The 16829-nt window shown below is 71.7% G+C and carries 10 protein-coding genes; 5 read left to right on the top strand and 5 right to left on the bottom strand.

The genetic code is table 11. From position 1 onward, the window contains the following. Nucleotides 1–55: 55 nt before the first annotated feature. On the bottom strand, nt 56–1486 hold the full coding sequence (locus ABT070_RS02880; RefSeq protein WP_351753701.1) for an MFS transporter: 1431 nt from the start codon (nt 1484–1486) through the stop codon (nt 56–58). A gap of 101 nt (nt 1487–1587) precedes the next feature. Between ABT070_RS02880 and ABT070_RS02875 the strand changes: the two genes are divergently transcribed. Beyond that, on the top strand, nt 1588–2721 hold the full coding sequence (locus ABT070_RS02875; protein WP_351753699.1) for a helix-turn-helix transcriptional regulator: 1134 nt from the start codon (nt 1588–1590) through the stop codon (nt 2719–2721). Here ABT070_RS02875 and ABT070_RS02870 read toward each other — a convergent pair. Next, nucleotides 2711–4156 carry an MFS transporter gene (locus tag ABT070_RS02870; RefSeq protein WP_351753697.1) on the bottom strand — a complete coding sequence of 482 codons (1446 nt, stop codon included), beginning with the start codon at nt 4154–4156 and terminating at the stop codon, nt 2711–2713. The two genes, ABT070_RS02875 and ABT070_RS02870, sit on opposite strands and share 11 nt — an antisense overlap. A gap of 117 nt (nt 4157–4273) precedes the next feature. Here ABT070_RS02870 and dusB point away from each other — a divergent pair, with 117 nt between their 5' ends. Further along, nucleotides 4274–5428, top strand: coding sequence for a tRNA dihydrouridine synthase DusB (gene dusB / locus ABT070_RS02865; RefSeq protein WP_351753694.1), 1155 nt, complete (start codon nt 4274–4276; stop codon nt 5426–5428). A 15-nt stretch (nt 5429–5443) separates the two neighbouring features. Here dusB and ABT070_RS02860 read toward each other — a convergent pair whose 3' ends face one another. The 3 genes from ABT070_RS02860 to ABT070_RS02850 all read right to left on the bottom strand — a co-directional run bounded on the left by ABT070_RS02860 (nt 5444) and on the right by ABT070_RS02850 (nt 11518). Further along, nucleotides 5444–7789, bottom strand: coding sequence for an LTA synthase family protein (locus ABT070_RS02860; RefSeq protein ID WP_351753691.1), 2346 nt, complete (start codon nt 7787–7789; stop codon nt 5444–5446). 175 nt (nt 7790–7964) lie between these two features. Next, nucleotides 7965–9914, bottom strand: a complete 1950-nt coding sequence (locus ABT070_RS02855) for an amylo-alpha-1,6-glucosidase (protein ID WP_351753688.1) — start codon at nt 9912–9914, stop codon at nt 7965–7967. Beyond that, a complete protein-coding gene (locus tag ABT070_RS02850) occupies nt 9911–11518 on the bottom strand; it encodes an MGH1-like glycoside hydrolase domain-containing protein (protein WP_351753686.1) in 1608 nt (535 codons plus the stop codon). Before ABT070_RS02850 ends, ABT070_RS02855 begins: the two co-directional genes overlap by 4 nt. Nucleotides 11519–11638: 120 nt before the next feature. On the opposite strand from ABT070_RS02850, the gene ABT070_RS02845 reads away from it, so the two are divergent. From ABT070_RS02845 to ABT070_RS02835, 3 genes are all read left to right on the top strand, one after another. Next, nucleotides 11639–12862, top strand: a complete 1224-nt coding sequence (locus ABT070_RS02845) for an ROK family protein (protein WP_351753683.1) — start codon at nt 11639–11641, stop codon at nt 12860–12862. Nucleotides 12863–13362: 500 nt separating this feature from the next. After that, nucleotides 13363–16110 (top strand): pyruvate, phosphate dikinase, encoded by a 2748-nt coding sequence (gene ppdK, locus ABT070_RS02840; RefSeq protein WP_351753680.1) that lies wholly within the window; start codon nt 13363–13365, stop codon nt 16108–16110. A 248-nt stretch (nt 16111–16358) separates the two neighbouring features. Then, nucleotides 16359–16787: a hypothetical protein gene (locus tag ABT070_RS02835; protein ID WP_351753677.1), complete on the top strand. Its 429-nt coding sequence runs from the start codon at nt 16359–16361 to the stop codon at nt 16785–16787. Nucleotides 16788–16829 lie beyond the last annotated feature (42 nt).

The following is a 16829-nucleotide window of genomic DNA, read 5'->3' as shown; positions in this document are numbered from 1 at the left end:
TTTCGGCCCGTCGAGTTGACCGAGCCGTTCCCGAGCCCGGTCCGCGGCGCCGGAGTCAGCCGACCTTGCGCGGCAGCCGCAGGCTCAGCAGCCCCGTCAGGACGACCCCGCCCAACTGCACGGCCAGCGTGGTGACCAGGGCGTCCCGCATGCCCATCCCGGGGACCAGGGAGAGGAACAGGGTGCCGAGGGTGGCCACGCCCAGGGCCAGCGCGGCCTGTTGGGTGGTCACCATCACCCCGCTGCCGACGCCCGCGCGGGCCGGCGGCACCTCGGACATCACGATCCGCATGACGACGGGCAGTTGGAGCGCCTGCCCCGCACCGGCGACCGCGGCGCCCGGCAGCAGCGCGACGAAGCCCACGTCCGGCCAGTCGGCGCGCACCGCCAGCAGGATGAGGACGACGCCCACGGCCTGGACCGCCGAGCCCGCCGTGACGACCCGGGCCCCGAACCGCGCCACCAGCCGCGGCCCGGCCAGCGAGCTCAGGAAGAACGCCAGGGCCATCGGCGCGAGCGCGAGTCCGGCCCGCACCGGACCCAGTCCCGCCCCGCTCTGGAGCGCCACGGCGATGACGAACATGAACCCGCTGAAGCCGATCGAGAACGGCACCATGAGCGTGAGGCCGCGCCGCAGCGGAGTGAGCGCGAACAGGCTCGGCGGCACCAGCGGGGTACGGCCCTGCCGGTCGGCCCGCCGCTCCACTGCGAGGAACGCGCCCGTGACCAGCGGGAACGCGGCCAGCGACAGCCACGTCCACAGCGGCCAGCCCGCCGCCCGGCCCTCGGTGAGCGGGGCGAGCAGCGTCAGCAGGGCGGCGGCGAGCAGCACGGTGCCGGGTACGTCCACGGGCTCGGGGCGCGGTGAGCGCGTCTCCGGGACGGTACGGACGGCGAGGACGAGCCCGACGACCACGACGGGGACGTTCACGAGGAACACGGACCGCCAGCCGCTGCCGGCGAGGTCCGCGGCGACCAGTACGCCGCCCAGGATCTGGCCCGCGACCATGGACAGCCCCGCGGTCGCGCCGTACAGGCTCATCGCCTTGGCGCGACGCGGCCCCTCGGTCGACGACTGGATGGTGGCCAGCACCTGCGGGACCATCGCGGCGGCCGACGCGCCCTGCGCGACCCGCGCCGCGACCAGCGACCAGGCGTCGGGCGCGAGTCCACAGGCGAGTGAGGTCAGGCCGAAGACGGCCATGCCGCCCAGGAAGAGCCGGCGCCGGCCGAACAGGTCGCCGAGCCGGCCGCCCAGCACGAGCAGTACGGCGTACGCGAGCCCGTACCCGGAGACGACGAGTTCGAGGACGGACTCGCTCGCGGCGAGATCCCGGCCCATGGTGGGCAGGGCGACGTTGACGATGAAGAAGTCGATCAGCGGAAGTGCCGCGCCGAGCAGCACGGTGAACAGCCCGAGCGAGCCGAGCGCGCGGGGTGCCGCGACCGTCCGTGCGGCGGCTGGGGTGGTGATGGTTTCAGTCACGCCCCCGAGCCTGCGCCGTCGCCCAGACGGGTACCAGATTCTTCTTATCCTGGTAGAAGGAGTACCTGGCAACAGGGTCCGGGCGGCGGCACGCTGGAGGCATGACGACGATGGCCCAGGAAACACGCGCGCGCGAGGCCCGGGCGATGCGCCAGGCTCAGGGGACTCGTGAGGCCCAGGAGGCCCGTGCGGCCGAGGAAGTTCGTGCGGCCCAGAAGGCCCGCGAGGTCCAGAGGGCCCGTGAGTCGCCCGGAGCCGGAGGCTCGGAGATCCGGCGCCACGAGCTGGCCGCCTTCCTGCGCAGCCGGCGTGAGCGGATCACGCCCGAGCAGGTGGGTCTCCCGCGCGGGGCACGCCGCCGTACGCCGGGACTGCGCCGCGAGGAGGTCGCCCATCTCTCGGCGGTGGGCGTCACCTGGTACACCTGGCTCGAACAGTCCAGGGACATCCAGGTCTCGGTCCAGGTCCTCGACGCCCTCGCCCGCACCCTGCTGCTCGACCCGAGCGAACGGGCGCACCTCTTCCAGCTGGCCGCCGCGACCGACCCGACCCCCGCCTCGTCCTGCACCGGCGTCACCGACGCCGTACGCGAGGTCCTCGACCAGCTCGACCCGCTGCCCGCCTGCGTCCAGAACAGCCGCTACGACATCCTGGCCTACAACCGCACCTACGCCCATCTGCTCTGCGACCTCGACGCGATCCCGCCCGAGGACCGCAACTGCATGGTCCTCGTCCACACCCACCCGCAGTGGCGCGAGTCGATCGTCCACCTCGACGAGACCATGCGCCTGATGGCCGCGAAGCTCCGCGCCTCCATGGCCGGCCACCTCACCGAGCCCGCCTGGAAGATGCTGGTCAAGCGGCTCCAGTCGGAGTCCCCGGAGTTCCGCGAGAACTGGGAGCGCTACGAGGTCATCGCGACCCGCAGCAAGACCAAGCAGTTCCGCAACCCGCAGGTCGGTCTCCTCGACCTCACCCACACCGACCTCTGGCTCAGCCCGGAGCTCGGGGCCCGCCTGGTGACGTACGCCCCGGCGGACGAGGCGACGCGGGAGCGGCTGGAGAAGCTGTACGCGTTCGCGCGGGCGGCCTCCGCCGAGACTGCGGAGACCGCCGAGACCGCCGAGACCGCCGAGACGGCAGGGACCGCCGAGACCGCCGAGACCGCCGAGACGGCAGGGACCGCCAAGAGCGCCAAGAGCGCCGAGGCCGTCGGGATCGGGGTCAGGCGCTGAGGCTCGCCGCCTCCCGGACCTCCGGCGACTCCAGCCGCCGAGCGGTCCGCTCCGCCGTCCGCCGGGCCCAGGGTCCGGTGGTCACGGCGCCCAGGACGAGGACGACGACACCGCAGCCGGTGAGGATCCACCAGCCGGGAAGGGCCGCGGAGACGAACGTGTCGCGGTACGCCGAGGGGCTCACGCCCGCCGCCAGGACCGCGCCGATCACCGCGACGCCCAGCGTCTGGCCCAGCTGACGGCTGGTGGAGGCGACCGCGGCCGCGACCCCCGCCTGACCGCGGGGCATGCCCGACACCGCCGTGTTCGTGATCGGCGCGTTCACGAACCCGAAGCCCACCCCGAACAGCACGTACCCGAGGAACAGGGTCGCGTCGGACGTCTCCGCCTCGAAGACGGCGAACAGCAGCCCGCTCGTCGTGATCGCGGCGCCCGAGATCAGCAGCGGCAGCCGCGGTCCCCGGCTGCCGACCAGCCGTCCGGACAGCGGGGCGCACAGGAACATCGGCACGGCCATGGGCAGCATCCACAGCCCGGCGTGCAGGGCGTCGAGACCCCGTACGTTCTGGAGGTACAGCGTGGACAGGAAGAGGAACCCGCCCAGCGCGGCGAACGCGCCGACCGCGACCACGGTCGCCCCGCTGAACGGGACCGACCGGAAGAAGCGCAGGTCGACGAGGGGTTCATCGCGCCGGGGCTCGTACCGGAGCAGGCCGATCAACGCGGCCAGCGCCACCGCCGCGAAGGGGAGGCTGGTGGAGGCGCCCGCCTCCGGCGCCTCGATGATCGCGTAGGTGAGGGGGCCGAACAGGGCGATGACCAGCAGCTGGCCGACCGGGTCGGGCCGGCGGGGCTTGGGCGCGCGGGACTCGGGGACGTAGCGCAGGGTCGCCAGCAGGGCGACCAGGCCGATCGGCAGGTTGAGCCAGAAGATCGACCGCCAGCCGACGGACTCCACCAGGAGCCCGCCCAGCAGCGGGCCCGCGGCCATCGAGATGCCCACGACCGCGCCCCAGACCCCGATCGCGCGGGCCCGCTCGCGGGGGTCGGTGAACGTGTTGGTGATGATCGACATGGCGACCGGGTTCAGCATCGAGCCGCCGACCGCCTGCATCATCCGGGCCGCGATCAGCAGCTCCAGGTTCGGGGCGAGCGAGCACAGCAGCGAGCCGATCGTGAAGACGACCAGCCCGGCCATGAAGACCTTCTTGCGGCCGATCCGGTCGGCGGTCGATCCCGCGAGCATCAGCAGCACGGCGAGCACGAGCGTGTACGCGTCGATCGTCCACTGGAGGCCGGCGGTGGAGGCGTGCAGATCGCGCTGCATCGCGGGCAGGGCGACATTGAGGACGGTGACGTCGAGACTCACGATCAGCAGACTCATGCAGCAGATCGCGAGGACCAGGAGACGTCGCCGGGAGCTGAGCTCGGGCATGCGCTCCATCGTACGCCGATATCAATAGTGCGCCTAACTAATGGTTACTACATGATCTGTCGGCCGGGCAGGGAAATATGCGGCAGGGCACGCCGTCCGATGCGTGACAATGGGTGGATGCCCACGACCGCGCCCACGCAGAACACGACCCTCCGGATCGGCCCGCACGCCGTCACCCCGCCGGTCGTCCTGGCCCCCATGGCCGGGATCACCAACGCTCCCTTCCGCACCCTGTGCCGGGAGTTCAGCGGCGGCAAGGGCCTGTTCGTGAGCGAGATGATCACGACCAGGGCGCTGGTCGAGCGCAACGAGAAGACCATGCAGCTGATCCACTTCGACGCGACCGAGAAGCCGCGCTCGATCCAGCTGTACGGCGTCGACCCGGCCACCGTCGGCAAGGCCGTCCGCATGATCGCGGAGGAGGGCCTCGCCGACCACATCGACCTGAACTTCGGCTGCCCGGTCCCCAAGGTGACCCGCAAGGGCGGCGGCTCCGCGCTCCCCTACAAGCGCCACCTGCTGCGGGCGATCCTGCGGGAGGCGGTGAGCGGGGCCGGCGACCTCCCGGTGACGATGAAGATGCGCAAGGGCATCGACGACGACCACATCACCTACCTCGACGCCGGCCGGATCGCCGTCGAGGAGGGCGTCACCGCGATCGCGCTGCACGGACGCACCGCCGCCCAGCACTACGGCGGCACCGCCGACTGGGAGGCGATCGCCTGCCTGAAGGAACACGTCCCGGAGATCCCCGTCCTCGGCAACGGCGACATCTGGTCGGCCGAGGACGCGCTGCGCATGGTGCGCGAGACCGGCTGCGACGGCGTGGTCGTCGGACGCGGCTGCCTCGGCCGGCCGTGGCTGTTCGCCGACCTCGTGGCCGCCTTCGAGGGCCGCGCCGAAGCCGTCGCGCGGCCGTCCCTGCGCGAGGTCGCCGACGTGATGGTCCGGCACGCCACCCTGCTCGGCGAGTGGATCGGCGACGAGCCGCGCGGGGTCATCGACTTCCGCAAGCACGTCGCCTGGTACCTCAAGGGCTTCGCGGTCGGCTCCGACATGCGCAAGCGGCTGGCCATCACCTCGTCCCTCGCCGAACTCCGCGCCGGTCTGGACGAGCTGGACCTCGACCAGCCCTGGCCCACCGGCGCCGACGGCCCCCGTGGCCGCACCTCCGGCAACAACAGGGTCGTGCTGCCGGACGGCTGGCTGAAGGACCCGTACGACTGCGCGGGCATCAGCGAGGACGCGGAACTGGACACCTCCGGCGGCTGACGCGCCGCCGGGCGCTCAGCCGGTCGACAGGTGCGGGGTCGAGCCGTACGCCTTCAGGAACTTGTCGCGGAACGAACTCATCTTCCACACCGGGGCGTCGTGGGCCGGCTTCAGACCGTCCGTCCAGTTCCAGGCGGCGATTTTGTCGAGCACCTTCGGGTCCTTGGCGACGATCGAGACCGGCACGTCCCGGCTGGCGTTGTTGCCGCTGACCCGGCTGATGGGCTGGTGGTCGCCGAGGAACACCAGAACCGTGTCGTCGGTGCCGTAGCGCTCCAGCCACTGGGTGAGGGCGGTCACCGAGTACTGGATGGACTTGCCGTACTCCTCCTTGGACTTGGCCGAGTCGGCGATGACGTCGGACGCCTTCTCGCCGGCCGCCTGGATGTCCTCGAACACCGAGCCGTCACCGAGCTCGTCCCAGTCGACCATCTTCGGTATCGGCGCCCAGGGCTGGTGGCTGGAGGTCAGGATGATCTCCGACATGAGCGGCTTGTCGCGGTCGGTGCGGCCGTGCTCCAGCCGCTGGAACGCCTCCAGGGCGTACTGGTCGGGCATGGTCGACCAGCTGAACTTCGGCCCCTGGTAGCCCATCTGGAAGGCGTTGTAGACCTTGTCCAGGCCGTAGAACTTCTGCTCCGGCCAGCCCTTCTGCACGCCCGGCATGATGCCGACCGTGTCCCAGGCGCCGGTCTTCTGGAACACCTTGGTCAGGGACAGGTGGTCGCTGGCCATCACCGTGCGGTAGCGCTGCTGGGTGTCGACCCACAGGCCCGACAGGGTGGTGGAGTGGCCGAGCCAGCTGCTGCCGCCGTACGTCGCCGAGGTCAGCCAGCCGCTCTTCGCGCTGAAACCGGCCTTCGTCAGGGCCGCGGTGCTGGTGTCCAGGGTCTCGTCGACGCCCGGCGCCATGCCCGGATCCTCGATGGCGCTGCGGCCGTAGCTCTCGATGAAGGCGAAGATCACGTCCTTGCCGCGCAGGTCCGGCACGAGCTGGGCGGCCGGGGTCGCCCCGAACGTGTCGCTGCGGGCCACCTTCCCGAACGTCGCCTCGTCCTGGATGGTCGCCCGCACCCGCCTGGCCTCGGAGACGAGCGTGTTCACCACCTGGTCGGAGGCGACCGGCAGCGCGGCGTACTGGACACCGAGGACGGAGCAGGTGATCCAGACGGTGCCCGCGATCAGCGTGCCCCGGGTCGCCCGCCGGGTGTCGCGCACCAGGATGCCGCTCAGCCGGACCGTCGCCAGCGCCATGACGGCCATGATCAGTACGACGAGGATGATCAGCCCGATCGTCGCGGCCAGCGCGACGGTCCCGCCCATCGAGTCCGCGACGTAGGACTGCGCGTCGTCCAGCAGGATCCAGTCCAGCACCAGGTCGAAGGGGCGGCCCAGGTACTCCACGAACTGCATGTCGAGCACGTTCAGGATGGTCAGCGCGCCGAGAGCCGAACCGGCCAGTGCCGCGAGCACCACCCGGGGCCGGCGCGGCAGCGCCAGCAGCACGGCCGCGCCGATGATCGCCTCACCCGGCAGCCGCACGAACCGGCTCACGTGCAGCGCGAAGAGACGATTCGGCAGCGACAGCGCCCCGAACACGAGCAGCAGGGAAGCGACCGTCGCCGCCCACCACACCACCCGAGCGGCCCGCGGGTACCGCCCCCGCCAGCCCCGCCAGTACGAGACCCGCGCCCGGAAACCCCGAGGCCTGAACGCGGCGGCCGCACCGGATTCGCCGGCCTCACCGGATTCACCGGCCGTGCTGGGCGCGTCGGCGGCACCGGCTTCACCGGAGGCGTCGGCCTCACCGGCCTCGCTGGGCTCACCGGACTTGGCGGGCTCGTTGAGCTCACCGGAGTCATCGGGCTCGCTGCGCTCAACGGTCTCGGCGGGCTCGTTGAGCTCACCGGAGTCATCGGGCTCGCTGCGCTCATCGGGCTCGCCCTCGGAGGCCGGGGTCTTCGTCGACGGGCTCGCAGCCGACGAGGCCTGGGCAGCGGGGCTTTCAGCCGAAGAGCTCTCCGCCGACGGGGCCTCCGCCGACGGGGCCTCTGCCGACGGGGCCTCTGCCGACGGGGCCTCTGCCGACGGGGCCTCTGCCGACGGGGCCTCTGCCGACGGGGCCTCTGCCGACGGGGCCTCCGCCGACTGAGGCTCGGCCGACTGGGGCTCGGCGGCCGGGACCTCGGCCGACGGGGTCTCTGCCGACTGAGGCTCGGCGGCCGGGGTTTCTGGCGTCGCGGTCTCCGCCGACGGGGTTTCCGGTGAGGGAGGCTCCGGTCGGGCCGTCGTGGGGGTCGGGGTGTCGTCCTCGGGGTCCTGCGGTGTGGGCAGCTGGGATGAGTGAGTGGTGACAGGCACCCGAGGGTCCTTCCGTACGAAGCCCGGCGGTTCGGGGGATCCGGCAGGGGGCCGGATCCGCCACAGTCTCGTACGGTCTGCCTTCGGCCCGCGTTCAGCCCCCCTCGGCCAGCGCTCGGCAAACACCGCGCAAACGGCACGCCAAGCAGCCGGACCGGGGCCGGACCGGGGGAGGTTACGCGCCCCCGACCGCCGTGAGCAGCGCCAACGGGGCCGCCGCAGAACGGGACTCCCGTACACACGCGTGCGGGTACGGTACCGGCTCCGCATGGGTGTCGCGGCCGTAGCCCGCGAGGACCTCGGGGAGGCGGTGCCCGGTCGCGGTCGCCGCGTCGACCAGCGCGTGGGCGACCGTACGGGCCTCGTCGTGCAGGCCGTAGCGGGCGAGTCCCAGCGTGATCAGCGCGTTGTCGTGCGGCCAGACCGAACCGCGGTGGTAGGACAGTGGGTGGTACGCCGGCTGCCCGGACGCCAGGGTGCGCACGCCCCAGCCGGAGAAGAAGTCCGGTTCGAGCAGCCGTCGGCCGACGACCTCCCCGTACTCCTTGTCCAGCAGACCCGACCAGAGCAGATGCCCGGCGTCCGAGGCGAGCGCGTCGACCTGGCGGCCCTCGCCGTCCAGGGCGAGCGCCGGGAACGAACGCTCCCGCATCCAGAAGTCCCGCTGGAACCGGTCCCGCAGGTCGGCGGCCGCCTGCTCCAGCAGGGCCGCGTACTTCTCGTCCTCCCACACCGTGCGCGCCACCCACGCGGTGCGGCGCAGCGCGTCGTACGCGTAGCCCTGGGCCCCCGCCGCCAGCACCGCTCCGGTCGCCCGGGTGCCGTCCGCGGAGCAGATGGCGCCGGGGGAGTCCTTCCAGTTCTGGTTGGCCAGACCGCCCTGGTCGGCCCGGTACACCAGGTAGCCGCGGGAGGTGAGCCCGCCGTGGTCCAGCATCCAGCCGATCGCCGCGCGGGCGTGCGGCTCCAGCCGGCGGGCCAGCGCCAGGTCACGGGTCTGCTCGACATACGCGCCGAGGAGGACGAGGAACAGCGGGGTCGCGTCCACCGAGCCGTAGTAGCGGCCGTACGGGACCTGCCCGAAGTGGGCGAGCTCGCCGTGCCGCACCTCGTGCACGATCTTGCCGGGCTGGGACACCGTCCGCGGGCCGGTCTCGGTGGCCTGGGCCGCGGCGAGCGCGAGCAGCGTGGCGGCGGCCGGGCGGGAGCGGTAGGGGAGGGCGAAGAGCGAGGTGAGCAGGGCGTCACGGCCCAGCAGGGTCAGGAACCAGGGGGCGCCCGCCGCCGGGACGCGCAGTTCCTCGCCGTCCGGGCCGGTCGCCTGGACCTGGAGCGCGGCCAGGTCCGCGAGACCGCGCGCACAGGCCGCGGCCAGCTCGGGCCAGCCGGTCGGGAAGGCCACGCCCGCCACGAACTCGCCCTCCTGCACGAGGAGTTGCCCGGTGACCGAGGCCGGTGAGCGGGGCACCCGCAGAGTCCGCTTCTCACCGTGCGGCCGGGCCATCACCCGCAGGGTCAGCTCGGCGGAGCCGTGCGGCTCGAGTTCCAGCTTCCACACCAGCCGCCGGGCGCCGGTGCCGGTCTCCTCGACGCCGTCCGGCACGGGTTCGGCCGTCACCGTCGTACAGGACTTCCACTCGCCGCGCCGGTAGGTGAACTCCACGCCGTCGTCGAGGATCTGGCGTCGGCGTACGACGCCGGTCTTCGCGTACGTACGGTGGTCGGAGCGCAGTTCGAACTGGTCGGTGAAGTCGGCGTCGGCGGTGACCGCGAGGCGGACCGTCGTCGGCACCGGGCGGTTGCTGACGACCCGCAGCGTCTCCACGAACGAGCTGTCACCGACGGCCTGTTCGCGGAAGAGCGTGCAGGACGGCGGCTCGTTGCGGCCGCCGCGCGGGACGAGCACGCAGCGCGTGGTGTCCCCGTCCGCGACCGGCGAGAGCACCTCCGGCACGGCGCCGTCGACCGTCAGCTGCCAGCGGCTGAGGTGCCGGGCGTCCCGGACGAACAATCCCTCGGGGGACCCGTCGGCCACCCCTGAACCCCGTACGCCGCTGATGTCCCCGCGGTCGCCCACGGCGGCGAACGTCCCGCCGTACACGAGCAGATGATGCCGGTCCGTCATCCCCGGTCCCCTCCCTTGAGAGCCGTGATCCCCGTGCCGGCCGTGATGTCCGGGCCGGCCATGACACCCGTGCCTGACGTGGTGTCGTCGTGCAGCAGGTCGAGCGTGAGCGCGGCGGTCCAGCTGAAGCCGGTCGCGCCGCAGGCCTCGCCGGTGTACGGGTCCACGTACTCGGCGAAGTCGGAGGTGTCCGCGATGTCCAGCACGGCCCGGCGCAGCGCGTCCGCGTCGGCCTGGGCGCCGTGCAGCCTGAGGCCCCGCTCGAGCAGCCAGCTCGTGTTGAACCAGGCCGGGCCGCGCCAGTAGCGGTGCGGGTCGAAGGCCTCGCCGAGCAGGTCGTAGCTGGGCGCGAGGCGGGTGGTGGCGCCCAGACCGAAGTGCGGGCCGCGCAGGGTGCCGACGAGGGCGGCGGCCACCTCGCGGGGCAGGCCGGGCAGGAGAAGGGGGACGAGACCGGAGACGCCACGCTCCGGGACGAGGGCGCCGGCGAGCGGGCGCCGGCCCGGATCCGGATCGCCGCCGCGCAGGTCGCGGCAGAAGAACATGCCCTCCGTCGGGTCCCACAGCCGCTCGACGAGCGCCGTCGTCAGCCGCTCCGCACGCGCGTGCCGGGCCGTGCCGGTGGCGCCCAGCTCGGTCGCGATACGGGCGAGGGCGTGTTCGGAGGCGATGAGCAGCGCGTTGAAGGCGGGATCCTCGACGGCGAACTCCGCGCCCCCCGCGCCGGGCCCACCCGCGCCATGTCCACCCCCGCCGGGCCCGTCCCGGTGGCCGTCCCCGTGGCCGTCGTCCCACACCCCGCCGTCGCGGTATCCGCCGTCCCGGTACTCCGTGGCCAGCCGCACGTAGCGCCCGTAGTCCAGGTCCGTCGGACGGTCCTCGGGCGCCCCGTGGTCGAGGTCGGCGCGCCGGAAGGAGCGGGCCGGGGCCGGGGTGACCCGGGAGAGCGGCGCGTCCCAGCTCGGCGCGTTGTCCATGCCCTGCTCCCACGGATGGACGACGGACACCAGCCCGCCTCCGCCCAGGTCGCGCCGGTGCAGCAGATAGCGGTGCCAGGCGGCCAGCCGGGGGTACACCCGGGTGAGGAAACCGCTGGCCCGTGAGAGCCCGGGGTCGGCGAGGTGCACCAGCCAGGCCGCGAGCGCGTGCACCGGTGGCTGCACGATGCCGGAGGTCTGTACGGTGCGCGGGGCGCCCGCAGCGCGCCCCGCGGTCGAGGAGCGCCAGAAGTCGGGGCTCGGGAAGTACGCGTCGAGCGGCACGGAGGGGTTGAACACGATGTGCGGGATGCGCCCGTCGCCCCACTGGGCGTCCAGCAGCGTCTCCAGCTCCGTCTGCGCCCGGCGCGGCGAGACGTGCCGCAGGCCGATGGCGATGAAGGCCGAGTCCCAGGACCACTGGTGCGGGTACAGGGAGGGTGAGGGGACCGTGGACGATCCCGTCCAGTTGCCCGCCAGCACGTTCGCCGCCCGGTGGTGCAGCGCGGCGAGGTGCGACGTCCCGGGTGCCGGAGCCCCGAGACGCGGCGCACCCGGCGGAGCCGTCGGATCGTATACGGCGGCGTACTCCGCCGGGCGGGCGATGAGCTGGGCGGTGCGATCCACTCGGGGCTCCCCGAAGACGACAAGGCCGACCGGTTCGGCAGTGGCTACCATAGGGTTACGTCTATTTAACACGCAAAACTCAATATGTAATGCAGGCTTGAGAAACACAAGGGGGTGCGCATGACGGGACGCGGCCAGGCCAGCTCCGGGGATCTGCTCGAACTGGTACGCAGGGGACGGGCGACGACACGTGGTGCCCTCCAGCAGGCCACCGGCCTCTCCCGGGCGACCGTCGGTCAGCGTCTGGACCGCCTCTTCCGCGCCGGCTGGCTGCGCGAGGGCGCCGGCGGCCCGGTCGACTCCCCGCTGGGCGGCCGTCCCTCGATCACCCTGGAGTTCGACGACGCCCACGCCGTCGTCCTGGCGGCGGACCTGGACACCCGGCACGCGCGGGCGGCCGTACTCACGCTGACCGGGGAGATCCTGGCCGAGCACGGCGGCACGCTGGTCATCGAGGACGGGCCGGACGCGGTGCTCGGCGAGCTGGGCGGCTGGTTCGCCGAGCTGCTGGAGAAGGCGGGCCACCGGCCGGACGAGGTGTGCGGCATCGGACTCGCCGTGCCCGGCCCGGTCGACAGCGAGACCGGCCGGGTCGTCCAGCCGCCGATCATGCCCGGCTGGGACGGCTACGACATAAGGGGCCGCCTGTCCCGCGCCTTCACCGAACGGACGGCGGGCCCGGGCGGGGAAGCGGGCGGCGGCGCGGTGGCGGTCCCCGTCCTCGTCGACAACGACGCGAACCTCATGGCGTACGGCGAACAGCGCACCGGATACGCCGACTGCTCGGCGTTCGTGCTGGTCAAGGTATCGACGGGCATAGGTGCGGGGGTCGTGGTCGGCGGCTCGATCTTCCGGGGCATCGACGGCGGGGCCGGCGACATCGGGCACATCCGGGTGGGCGCGGAGGCGTTGTGCCGCTGCGGTTCCTACGGCTGTCTCGCGGCGGTCGCCAGTGGTGGCGCCGTGGCCCGGAGGCTGGCGGAGTCGGGTGTTCCGGCGTCCTCGGGATCGGATGTGCGCGACCTGCTCGCGGCCGGCCACCCGGAGGCGGCCGCACTGGCCCGTGAGGCCGGCCGCCGGGTCGGGGACGTCCTGGCGACCGTCGTGACGCTGCTCAACCCCGGGGTTCTGATGATCGCCGGAGATCTGGCCGGAACCGCCTTCCTGACCGGTGTGCGCGAGTTGCTCTATCAGCGTGCGCTGCCCCGCTCCACGGCTCACCTGGACGTGGTGACCTCGCGACTGGGGGAGCGGGCGGGCCTGGTGGGAGCGGGTGCGCTGGTCGTGGAGCACCTGTACGCGCCGGAGCGGGCCGAGGAGCGGTTGCTGGCGCTCGGAGTGTGAGGGACGCTCGGGGGACGGGACTCCCGGGATCCCGGCGGCTCCCCGGGACGGCTCGTGTGACGAGCAGGTTTCCGCTTCCGGACGGGTCCTCGTCCGCGTCCGCATCGTGAAATCGAGGCGCCCGCGCAAGGCTGATTCCGGCGTGATTCTCGCCACCCCTGAGGGGGGAAGTGCTCAGATGAGCGAATCAAGAGCGACTGCACTTCTCCAAAGGGTGGCACTCAGTGCCACCCCTTGATCGTTCATCGATCGAAATCAATCGTGCCGCACAGTGCTCATCTGAGCGTAATATGGGGCATGTGAGAGGCGGTCAGGAGGTGCTTGCGTTCAAGAAGTGAAAACATCGGCGGCCGTGCGCTTGCCAAGCCTTGACTTTCGATCCGCTGGCGGACGGTTGGTTACGGGCACATGACGCGCGAGTGGACGTACCCAGGAGCCTTCGATCTGGGTATGTTCCTGGCCGTCAGGGCAGCCACCGCGTCCTCGAGGAGTCGAGACCCGTGTCGGAAAACAAAGATCTCCAGGTAGCCGAGCAGGCCGCGACCGTTGAGGGCGTGAAGTTCGTCTACGACTTCACCGAGGGCAACAAGGACCTCAAGGACCTTCTCGGCGGCAAGGGCGCGAACCTCGCCGAGATGACCAACCTGGGCCTTCCGGTCCCTCCGGGCTTCACCATCACCACCGACGCCTGCAGGGTCTACCTCGACAGCGGCGACGAGCCGGCGGCACTGCGTGACGAGGTGAGTGCGCACCTCGACGCGCTGGAGCAGCGCATGGGCAAGAAGCTCGGCCAGGCCGACGACCCGCTGCTGGTCTCCGTCCGCTCCGGCGCCAAGTTCTCGATGCCCGGAATGATGGACACGGTCCTCAACATCGGCCTCTCCGACAAGTCGGTCCAGGGCCTCGCCAAGCAGTCCGGCGACGACCGCTTCGCCTGGGACTCCTACCGCCGCCTGATCCAGATGTTCGGCAAGACCGTCCTCGGCGTCGAGGGCGAGCTCTTCGAGGACGCGCTGGAGTCCGCGAAGGCGGCCAAGAAGGTCACGGTCGACACCGAGCTGGAGGCCGCGGACCTGAAGAAGCTGGTCACCCGCTTCAAGAAGATCGTCAAGACCGAGGCCGGCCGCGACTTCCCGCAGGACCCGCGCGAGCAGATGGACCTCGCCATCCACGCGGTCTTCGACTCCTGGAACACCGACCGCGCGAAGCTCTACCGCCGCCAGGAGCGCATCCCGGGCGACCTGGGCACCGCCGTCAACGTCTGTTCGATGGTCTTCGGCAACCTCGGCCCCGACTCGGGCACCGGCGTGGCGTTCACCCGCGACCCCGCCTCCGGCCACCAGGGCGTGTACGGCGACTACCTCCAGAACGCCCAGGGCGAGGACGTGGTGGCGGGCATCCGCAACACCGTCCCGCTCGCCGAGCTGGAATCGATCGACAAGAAGTCCTACGACCAGCTGATCCAGATCATGGAGACGCTGGAGAACCACTACAAGGACCTCTGCGACATCGAGTTCACCATCGAGCGCGGCCAGCTGTGGATGCTCCAGACGCGCGTCGGCAAGCGCACGGCGGGCGCGGCCTTCCGCATCGCCACCCAGCTCGTCGACCAGGGCCTGATCGACGAGGCCGAGGCGCTCCAGCGGGTGACCGGCGCCCAGCTCGCCCAGCTGATGTTCCCCCGCTTCGACGAGGAGGCCAAGGTCCAGCAGGTCGGCCGGGGCATCGCGGCGTCGCCGGGCGCGGCCGTCGGCAAGGCGGTCTTCGACTCGTACACCGCCGTCAAGTGGTCCCGCTCGGGCGAGAAGGTCATCCTGGTCCGCCGCGAGACCAACCCCGACGACCTGGACGGCATGATCGCGGCCGAGGGCATCCTGACCTCGCGCGGCGGCAAGACGTCGCACGCGGCCGTGGTGGCCCGCGGCATGGGCAAGACCTGTGTCTGCGGCGCCGAGGAACTCGAGGTCGACACCAAGCGCCGCCGGATGACGGTGCCGGGCGGCCACGTCGTCGAGGAAGGCGACCTGATCTCCATCGACGGCTCGAGCGGCAAGGTCTACCTGGGCGAGGTCCCGGTGGTCCCGTCCCCCGTCGTGGAGTACTTCGAGGGCCGGATGCACGCGGGCGCCAACGACGCCGACGAACTGGTCGAGGCCGTGCACCGGATCATGGCGTTCGCCGACCGCAAGCGCCGCCTGTGGGTGCGCGCCAACGCGGACAACGCCGAGGACGCGCTGCGCGCCCGCCGCTTCGGCGCCCAGGGCATCGGCCTGTGCCGTACGGAGCACATGTTCCTCGGCGACCGTCGTGAGCTGGTCGAGCGGCTGATCCTCGCGGACACCGAGGCCGAGCGCGAGGAGTCGCTGAAGGCGCTGCTGCCGCTCCAGAAGCAGGACTTCGTGGAGCTGTTCTCGGCGATGGACGGCCTCCCGGTCACGGTCCGCCTCCTCGACCCGCCGCTGCACGAGTTCCTGCCGGACATCACCGAGCTCTCGGTCCGCGTGGCCCTCGCCGAGTCCCGCCAGGAACCCCACGAGAACGAACTCCGCCTCCTCCAGGCCGTCCACCGGCTGCACGAGCAGAACCCGATGCTGGGTCTGCGCGGCGTACGCCTCGGCCTGGTCATCCCCGGCCTGTTCACCATGCAGGTACGGGCGATCGCCGAGGCCGCGGCCGAGCGCAAGACGGCCAAGGGCGACCCGCGCCCGGAGATCATGATTCCGCTCGTCGGCACGGTCCAGGAGCTGGAGATCGTCCGCGAGGAGGCCGACCAGGTCATCGCGGAGGTGGAGGCGGCGACCGGCGTCCAGCTGAAGCTCTCGATCGGCACGATGATCGAACTCCCGCGAGCCGCGCTGACCGCCGGTCAGATCGCCGAGGCGGCCCACTTCTTCTCCTTCGGCACGAACGACCTGACCCAGACGGTGTGGGGCTTCAGCCGCGACGACGTCGAGGCCTCGTTCTTCACGGCCTACCTGGAGAAGGGCATCTTCGGCGTCAGCCCGTTCGAGACGATCGACCGGGACGGCGTCGGCTCCCTGGTGAAGCTGGCGGTGGAGGCCGGCCGCGCCACCCGCCCCGACCTGAAGCTCGGCGTCTGCGGCGAGCACGGCGGCGACCCGGAGTCCGTCCACTTCTTCCACGAGGTGGGACTCGACTACGTCTCCTGCTCGCCGTTCCGGATCCCGGTGGCGCGGCTGGAAGCGGGCCGGGCGGCCTCGCAGTCGGCGGGCAGCGACCACCGCTGACACCCCGATAGCCCCGGAGCCGCCGCCGGTCCCCGACCCTCACCGATCGGCAACGGCCCCGGCGCACCAAGGAGGACGGCACCCTGTGCGGGGGTGCCGTCCTCTTGCGGTTTTCGGCGGGGTATGGCTTGAAGTCGATCGCCTGATGTGATGGTTGTGGGGCGATAGATCGTTTCTGTCAACTTAGGTGCCGCTACAGTCCGTTACTCGCAGCAACGACAGTGTTGCTGATGGTTACGGAGGCGTGGATGAAGAGGGCAGTGCTCGGCTTGGCCGCGGTTGGTCTGGTGCTCGGCGGGGCGGTGGCGGCAGTTGCTTCGCCGGCGGAGGGGGGAATCCCTCACCTCGAATCGGAAGGCGTCGAGTTCGGCGGCGGCCACTACAAACTCAACCGGCCCGGGGTCAATCACGGCGCCTTCGAATGGCGGGGGTGGCTCACTGACACGATCGTCGGCGACCGTCACAACGTCTATGTCGAGGTCCAGGTCCAGGGGCACGACTGGGTGCGTTACTACGGAAAGCAGCGGAGCTCGATCCGACTCCACAAGTCGAATTGGGATGGTGCCCAGCGATACATCAGCAAGGCGAAGCTTCGAGTGTGCCGCGATCGGGGCGCCCTTCGTCCGGACAACTGTGCGCCTCTCGAGTCCTTTACGCATGACTGGGATCGTGGCTGAGCCTGTCCGCCTTCTCGAGCCCAGGTGCATTCGCCTGGGCTC

Source organism: Streptomyces sp. NPDC002884, from assembly GCF_040295245.1.
GTDB lineage: Bacteria > Actinomycetota > Actinomycetes > Streptomycetales > Streptomycetaceae > Streptomyces.
The sequence above is the reverse complement of the archived record's forward strand: the minus strand, read 5'-3'. Positions and strand labels throughout refer to the sequence as shown.